This window comes from Paenibacillus validus NBRC 15382, assembly GCF_004000985.1.
GTDB classification, from domain to species: Bacteria; Bacillota; Bacilli; order Paenibacillales; family NBRC-103111; genus Paenibacillus_G; species Paenibacillus_G validus.
The window spans coordinates 86,853-94,383 of the sequence record NZ_BIMH01000018.1; the positions used below are offsets into that span (position 1 = coordinate 86,853).

Annotated in this window: 9 protein-coding genes; 2 read left to right on the plus strand and 7 right to left on the minus strand. The window is 50.9% G+C overall.

The genetic code is table 11. The annotated features are described in order from the left end of the window. Nucleotides 1-58: 58 nt before the first annotated feature. The 4 genes from PVA01S_RS14065 to PVA01S_RS14080 all read right to left on the minus strand — a co-directional run bounded on the left by PVA01S_RS14065 (nucleotide 59) and on the right by PVA01S_RS14080 (nucleotide 2,568). Nucleotides 59-1,084 carry an IS1595 family transposase gene (locus PVA01S_RS14065; RefSeq protein ID WP_127608131.1) on the minus strand — a complete coding sequence of 342 codons (1,026 nt, stop codon included), beginning with the start codon at nucleotides 1,082-1,084 and terminating at the stop codon, nucleotides 59-61. Continuing rightward, the gene (locus tag PVA01S_RS14070) at nucleotides 1,085-1,333 is read right to left on the minus strand and encodes a hypothetical protein (protein ID WP_127608132.1); all 249 of its coding nucleotides are present in this window, start codon (nucleotides 1,331-1,333) and stop codon (nucleotides 1,085-1,087) included. After that, nucleotides 1,323-1,559, minus strand: a complete 237-nt coding sequence (locus PVA01S_RS14075) for a glutaredoxin family protein (RefSeq protein ID WP_127608133.1) — start codon at nucleotides 1,557-1,559, stop codon at nucleotides 1,323-1,325. Before PVA01S_RS14075 ends, PVA01S_RS14070 begins: the two co-directional genes overlap by 11 nt. Before the next feature lie 526 nt (nucleotides 1,560-2,085). Continuing rightward, the gene (locus tag PVA01S_RS14080; RefSeq protein WP_236595768.1) at nucleotides 2,086-2,568 is read right to left on the minus strand and encodes a rhodanese-like domain-containing protein; all 483 of its coding nucleotides are present in this window, start codon (nucleotides 2,566-2,568) and stop codon (nucleotides 2,086-2,088) included. Nucleotides 2,569-3,610: 1,042 nt separating this feature from the next. On the opposite strand from PVA01S_RS14080, the gene PVA01S_RS27725 reads away from it, so the two are divergent. Further along, the gene (locus PVA01S_RS27725; RefSeq protein WP_412760951.1) at nucleotides 3,611-3,736 is read left to right on the plus strand and encodes a stalk domain-containing protein; all 126 of its coding nucleotides are present in this window, start codon (nucleotides 3,611-3,613) and stop codon (nucleotides 3,734-3,736) included. Between the two features lie 334 nt (nucleotides 3,737-4,070). On the opposite strand, the gene PVA01S_RS14090 is transcribed toward PVA01S_RS27725, so the two are convergent. Then, nucleotides 4,071-4,670: a sulfite oxidase-like oxidoreductase gene (locus PVA01S_RS14090; protein WP_054796944.1), complete on the minus strand. Its 600-nt coding sequence runs from the start codon at nucleotides 4,668-4,670 to the stop codon at nucleotides 4,071-4,073. 86 nt (nucleotides 4,671-4,756) lie between these two features. Then, nucleotides 4,757-5,719, minus strand: a complete 963-nt coding sequence (locus PVA01S_RS14095) for a Gfo/Idh/MocA family protein (RefSeq protein WP_127608135.1) — start codon at nucleotides 5,717-5,719, stop codon at nucleotides 4,757-4,759. Between the two features lie 139 nt (nucleotides 5,720-5,858). Here PVA01S_RS14095 and PVA01S_RS14100 point away from each other — a divergent pair, with 139 nt between their 5' ends. Then, on the plus strand, nucleotides 5,859-6,434 hold the full coding sequence (locus PVA01S_RS14100; RefSeq protein WP_127608136.1) for a hypothetical protein: 576 nt from the start codon (nucleotides 5,859-5,861) through the stop codon (nucleotides 6,432-6,434). Between the two features lie 85 nt (nucleotides 6,435-6,519). Here PVA01S_RS14100 and PVA01S_RS14105 read toward each other — a convergent pair whose 3' ends face one another. Next, entirely contained in the window at nucleotides 6,520-7,473 is a 954-nt protein-coding gene (locus tag PVA01S_RS14105; protein ID WP_425262463.1) for a M17 family metallopeptidase, read from the minus strand. Nucleotides 7,474-7,531 lie beyond the last annotated feature (58 nt).

The following is a 7,531-nucleotide window of genomic DNA, read 5'->3' on the forward strand; positions in this document are numbered from 1 at the left end:
TTTTCGAAATTGACGTTTTGGAAAATTGAAATCTTTATATTGTTTCACCTCCCGAAACTTATGCGATTCTAAATTGCTGGATAGTTGTAAAATTAGCTCGCTTACATGTATCCAAAAGCATTTTCTTTTGCCTGTCGGTGTGCTCTAGTTTTTTATGCAACTCTAAGAATCGGAACCAGAACATGTAGTTGTCGATGTACTTGGTCGCAACTCCTTGGAACCTATCCATCCATTGTTTTAAGCGGCTATGGAACGAGTTGACGTGTTGGATGTGGTAAACAGACTTTAACACATGCTTCCCTCGCGGTAGGATTTCGTGTGTCAATCCTTTCATTTTAGCGAACTTCTTGTAATTTGTCGCACTATCTGTGCAAAGCAAAGAAGAAGGCGATATGTGACCTCCGATGACCTTATCAATTTCTTCGGCTCTGATGCGTCCACGACCGCCCATTTGACAAATGATATTACCGTTTCGGTCATGGGCGACCACTATGCTTACTTGCTCTTTGGAGATTCCGCGTTTGCGTTGCTCTTTCTTTTCGTCCGTAACCTTGCGACCCCGTTTCCGTGCATGGCGGTGAGGAATACCGCCTTTACGCCCCTTCTCGGACTCCAGGAAGTGAGTTTCGTCGCTTTCAATAATTCCGCTAAGCTGGATGTTGCCGAGGGAACGGAGTGCGTTAAGAATCTTATGCCGCCAGTAAAAAGCGGTCGAAATGTGTATGTTAAGCCGCTCTACGATTTTGGGAAGCGTATAACCCTCGACCATCAATTCGAAGTATTTGAGCCACAGATTCGGTTTGTGGGTGCCAGCCATCGGCGTTCCAGTCAAATCGTTGAAGGTTTTATTGCAGTCTTTGCACAAGTAACGCTGGCGACCGCGATACTTGCCGTTCCGCTTTACACTCATGCTTCCGCAGTGAAGACAAGCTAAACCGCCCGAGAACTTTGCTTCTCGAATATCGCCCAACACTCCGTGAATTTTGGGTGCAGGAAATAGCGTGTCTTTCATCGCATCAAACAAGCGGTGCTGCTCCTTCTCGGGCAAGTCGGAGAAATATTCATATACTTTCAGCCAATCCACTCAAAAGCCCCCTACGAAATAATTGTTCGAAGTATTATACATTATCTCCATAAGAGCAACAATATATACGAAAACAGCGTTGATAAAAAACAGACCGTCACGATAAGTGTCCGGGGTCTGAATTAATGTTCCTTTGGGTAGAGCGTTAAAATGAGTCATGGGTGCCATTTGGTCAAGCTCCTTCAAATCTTCCTCGGGAAGCGCCTCAAAAATGCTGATTCTAGATAAATACCATAGCTTATCCATCATGTCTTAGCAGTGCCTCCTTTATTTTCTGCGGATCGAACGTATGGAAGGTTTGGGTACCCACAATAATCAACGGCGTAGCAATTCCGCCAAGCCTAAGCATTTCATCAAAATTCCCCTTGTTATAGCCCACATCCAGTTGATGATAAGGCATACCCGTTTCTTGAAAAAATTGAATCGCTTTCCGGCATGCAGAGCAGTGATCGCTTGTATAAATCGTTATTTTCATCGGACTCACCGCCTATACTTACGTATTGTTGAGTTCAGGCGCCCCTCTCTTGATCCAGCTTTCCACACACCTATTTTCTAAAATTAAGTGTCTATTTTTACTATAGAACATCACTGAAGGCTGCTCTGTAATATGGATTACAAGAACGAAAAGGCCCTAATGTCCTCATTCCTATTCCCGACGAAGTGAAGTTCAATCGGAAAAAGAAGAAGGGTTGTAGGGCCATTGTGTGCTTCTTGTGCTATTTTTTATTAACATGTGCACAAAGGCTGGTATTTTATGCAGAGGTAAACAGGGTTATTGACTGACCGTATATGTGATGCTGAAGAAGTTCTGGGAGCGGCGTAACTTCTATCCTAATTTAATGCTTTGCAACTTTATATAGTATTTGTTGAAGGCTGTCTGTCGGCGCGCTTGGACAGCCGACCCTTTTGATCCTCGCCGTCCACTTCGCGTACAGCGTGACGTCGCTCGTTCCCATGTTTCCTGTGTTGTCAGGCACTTCGTACCCTCGGAGAGAGTATTGTTAAGACAATTGCTGTATGCTTCCTTTCCACGAAAGTATACCGCCTTGTAATTGTGATATCTTCGAATAACCGTTTTTCTTTAAAATGAATGCCGCCTGCTTGCTCCGCATCCCCCCGCGGCAATACAACAAAATCTCTCTGTTCTTTGGAACTTCGTCTAGGCGTCGTTTTAATTCCGACAAAGGGATATTTACAGCCCCAGGAATAAAGCCTTTACTATATTCTGTTTTTTCTCTAACGTCTATAAGCACATGATTAGAGCTGCGTTCAATCTCTTTCTCAAAATCATTTGCATTATAGTTTCTCAAACCTTTCAGCGGCACTAAACGCGTATACATAAAAAAACCTATTATAGCTACTGCTGTGATACATAGCACCCAAACTAAACTAAACAATTTGTTCATCCCTTTCACGATTAACTGTATGCCGTGTCTACATGTTTTAAGCTTTGAAGTCGTTAGAGCTTTTGCACTGTCAGCCATTCTACCATCCGGTTTGCCACAAGTTTCCAATCAGCCTCCAACATCATATCGTGCGCCATATTAGCGAAAATTTCCGGAACAAACGAGGCAACAACTAAATGGAAGCAGATTGGTTCGTGGTTAAAAGATATTCATGCCCAAATAGATGCGCTTAATGTAGAAGTTAATGAAAAACAAGATTACTATCGCATGCTGGACAAGCTTCGTGAAGAATTAATGTCGGTGACTATTGATAAGGCTCACATCAGAGCACTATTGTTATTTCTCGAACAACTTCCGGAATTGCGAGGTAACTGTAAAAGGATCAAAGATTCCTTAAAATTATAATTTAGGGATTGAAGCTTGCCCCGTTAAATAAGGTATTAAACTGACTTAGAGTTCAACCTGCTCCGCGTGTATGGGTATTACTGTGGAGTACGGAAAAGTTACGACTACTTTAAGATAGACCGCGCTTTAAAAACCTTTACGGTTAATGTTGATCTCGCCGTCGCAATTGACGGAGTTCGCGGCAAGGGAACACCGCGTTCACACCCTCACGTTCGGCAGCCGAACGTGAACAAGAAACGAAACGATGAGACAGTGCTTACGTGGCGAAGGACTGCAGCCATTATCATTGTTCGCGCGGGATCTACAGCAAACAGCTGACACCTACATCGGTGTCGGTTGTTTTTTTGCTTTCACTGGAACGTATTAAGAGAACGTCTACGAAAAATAAAGTCATACGATCTCGTGTGCTATAATAGGTATCACGATCGACTAAAGAGGAGAGAAAAACCAGTGAGACTGAAAACGTTAGTCGTAATCACCCTAGCGATGCTACTGCTGACCTCAATGGGTTTCCAACAGGGAGCGTTAGCGAGCACAGAGGGTAAAGCAACGAAGAAGTGGGAACTCAAGAACGCATTGAGCTTCGAGGTGTCCGACGTTCAAATGGTCGGAAACAGCGATGTTGTCTATATAAGCCGAAGTGAAGGCGGGTATGCCCGAAGCTTAAACCGCGTAAGCACGAGCGGAAAGCTGCATGGGTCGGTGCAATGTGCCGATGCAGCTCGCACCCTCCCTGACGAATGGTTACACCCTTGTTCCGCTGCGGGCCGTAGGTGAGTTATTGAACGCGGACGTTCAGTGGGATGCTTCTTCACGAAGCGTAATCATCAATAGTAAATAAATGGTCAAGTTCCCCCAAGCCCTAGCGGTTGTAGGGGAGTTGAACCCCTGTCCTTAAACTAGTTCATTTGACTTTAAAGGAGATTTTTTTCCTTTTCTTTGATTTTAGAAATCAGATTCTTTTGGGATATCTAAATCTAAAATAATCCCATTCGGTTTAGTGCCACTATAAGTTTTGCTATTGCTACTGATTTTCTATCCACGATACATACATATGGGGACGTGATTTATTCACGTCCCCTTTACGTCCCCAACTATTCCTTTACTTAAATCCCTTACTCAAAAAACTCACGCTCAGTTCTGTGTAACCGAGTGAGTTTCTTCTAAGTATACCTTTAATCGAAATCGTAGCGTTGCTCCTTGAAGGGATCGCCATACATGTGATACCCGTTCCGTTCCCAGAAGCCCGGCTTGTCTTTCTCCATAAATTCGATGCCGCGCAGCCACTTCGCGCTCTTCCAGAAGTAAAGATGCGGAACGACCGCGCGCACGGGAGCCCCATGCTCGGGCGTCAGCAGCTGGCCGTTGTGGCGGATGCCAAGGAACGTCGTGTCGCGCAAGAAATCGTCCAGCGGCAAATTCGTCGTCCAGCCGTGCTCGGCGTGCAGCATCACGTATTTCGCTTCCGGCTTCAGCTTAACCAGTTCCATGATTGTCGCGACCGAGACGCCTTCCCAGACGTTGTCGAGCTTCGACCACGTCGTTACGCAGTGAATGTCATTATGGAACTCGCGCATCGGCAGCGCCAGAAATTGTTTATAGCTTAAAGTAACTTCCTCTTCCACCAGTCCGAATAGGCGCAAATCCCATTTGCTCATATCATTGTAATACGGAACGCTGCCGTAGTGCAGAACGGGAAAGCCGTCGGTTAGCGTTTGGCCCGGGGGAACGCGGTCGGCGATATTGTCATTTGTGAATTTGGTTTCGTTTGCCATGTTAATGATCAACCTCCTTAACATTGGGGAGTATTACATATTACATATAGTATAACCGTATCAGCCAAGTTTGACCATGCGGTCCATTAAGCGCCAGGATGAAGCGCCTCAACGAGCCGGTGCGCCGGAAGAACCCGGTCGGCCCGAACCGTGCAGCTGCCGGGATCGGCAAGCGAAGCAAGCACATGCTGGACGACGCCGGCAAACCCTCTTCGGTATAAAATGGTGTCCCAGCTGCCGAACGTTTGCTCGCGGGGGGCTTCGCCTCGCTCCATCCAAACCGCTCTCTCCATGTTCAGGACCTCGGCGGAACGTCCGCCGCCATGCAGCTCCAGCTTCTCTAGGTCGGCTCCCGCCAGCCGCGCCATCCCGAAATGGGCGATCGCCCCATCGGCGCTGCCTGCCGAGTCCGCATTCCCTTGTCCGAACAGCAGCGTGCCCGAGCCGAGCACCAGCCTGCCTTCGGCATCCGTACGCTCCAAGTACGATCCGACCTTGAAAGCGTCCCCGCCTAGCCACAACAGCAGATCGAGCATATGGATCAGATCGTCGTAAAGCGTATGCCGGGCGCATTGATTTTGCAGCTTGGTGCGGTGTTTCGAGACGGTAACTGCGTCAAAGCCGCCAGTTTGCGCCAGCCAACGCCTGGCCTCCGTATAGAGTGGAGCAAACCGGCGATTAAAGCCGACGGCCAGCAGCAAGTTATGATCGAGGGCGTAGTCTGCCATCCGCTGCGAGGCCTGCAAATCATAGGATAACGGCTTATCCACGTAGACGTGCGCGCCCGCTTGCAGACAAGACATGACGATATCCTCATGCGTTTCCGTCGGACTGTGCACGAACACGATATCCGGCTTGGCTTCCTTCAGCAAATGCTCGACCGAGGCAAAACGCCCCGGTATCCGATACTGCGCGCCGATCCGTTCGACTGTGGCCGGATTGCGGCTTGACAAGCCGACGATATCGACATTATCGTTTGCCGAAAGCAGCGGCATGTATACCTTTTGGGCGATATCGCCCAGACCGACGATGCCGATCCTTGGTTTCATCCGAACCCCTCCTTCACCAAAATTTGATAAAACCTCCAGCACCAAGCGACTTTCAAGGGACCAAGCGTTATGGTAATATAAAGGTTGGCGATCCCACCGCTTTCGCCTGATCCGTACCTTACTTCTGGGGGATTTCACTATGCATAAAATGAAAACCCGGCTTTTCGCCGCCTCGCTCGTCGCGTTCGCGGTACTGCTCGGTTTGGCCGTCTATTACGAATCAACGGTTTACTTGTATGCCGCCAGCGCCTTGCCGATCCTGATCGTCATCTGGCTGCCCGATATCGAACGGCATCAATATATTCGTCCCAAGCATCGCAAGCGGGTCAGCCTTCGCGTCCATTCGGGAGGCGTGAACGGCAAGGTAACGATCTCGTTCGACCCCGGTTTCGTCCGGTGGCGGAAGGCCGGCAAGCTTTATTTTCACTTGGACAGCCTCAAGCGGGAGGAAGCTCCCGAAACGAACATGAAACCCGGTAAAGCTGCAGACGCCGGACTTCCGGTACTGTCTTATGACTTGTCGGCGCACCCGAGCAAGCCGGGATGGATCGGCATCGACCTCAAGCAGCTTGCCGAACGGACCGCAGGACTATCCGTCACGACCGACGAAGTGACGCGACTGACGATTCGTTTGGGCGATCTCGAGGAGATGGCCGTCCGGCAAATGGCAAATGCCGTTCCCGTGACATCTGGAAGCAAGCAGATGCAGGCTTAATACATGAAAGCAGATGACCGCCTTCGGGTAACCAACCGGGCGAATCATCTGCTTTTTTCGTTAAGCGGAACCGGATGAACTTTCGTTACGACTTGCCCAGCAGCCTGGCCAGTGTGCGTACCGTCGCCCCGGTGCCTCCTGCCGGCTCGGTGCCCCGCTCGCTCCACAGCCAGGCCGTGCCTCCCGTATCGAGGTGAACCCAGGGGGTTTCCCCGGCGAAATGCCCGATGAACAAACCCGCCGTAATACAGCCCGCCCAGCGGTCGCGGCCGGTGGCGTTCTTGATGTCGGCTACGCGGCTCTTGAGCATGTCCCGGTACTCCGGATAGTTCGGCAGCGGCCATATTTTCTCGCCCGCTTCCTGCGCGTTCGCGAGCACCTCTTGAAGCAGGGCGTCATCATTCGTCACCGCGCCCGTCGCGACATCCGCGAAGCTGACCAACACGGCCCCGGTCAAGGTAGCCACGTCGATCAGGCGCGTAGCGCCCAGCTTTTTCGCATACAACACGCCGTCCGCCAGCACGATCCGCCCTTCCGCGTCCGTATTCAATACTTCCACCGTTTGTCCGTCCATCAGCTTCACGATGTCGCCCGGCTTGAAAGCCGCTCCGGACGGCATGTTCTCGGCGGTCGGAATGACCATGACGACATCCATCGGCGGTTTCAACCGCCCTAGCACATGGATCAGCCCCAGCAGGACGGCGGCCCCGCCCATGTCGCTGATCATTTCTTCCATCCCGTCGGGCTTCTTGAGCGAGATTCCGCCGGTATCGAAGGTGATGCCTTTCCCGACGAGGCCCAGCACGCCCGCCTCCGGCGACGAGGCTCCGCGGTAGCGGACCGCGATCATGCGCGGCGGGTTGACGCTGCCTTGGCCGACCGCTGCGAGCCCGCCCATCCCGTGCTCGCGAATGCCCCGCTCGTCGAGCACGGTACATTCGAGGCCGTAGCGGGCGGCCAAGCTTTGAGCTGCGCGCGCGAGCTCCTCCGGCCCGAGGTAGTTCCCGGGCAGGTTCGTCAGGTCGCGCGCCGTGTACACCGCCAGCGCGGTCGCACGCGCGGCTTCGATGGCGCGCGCAAGCTCGGCGCGCGCGGAA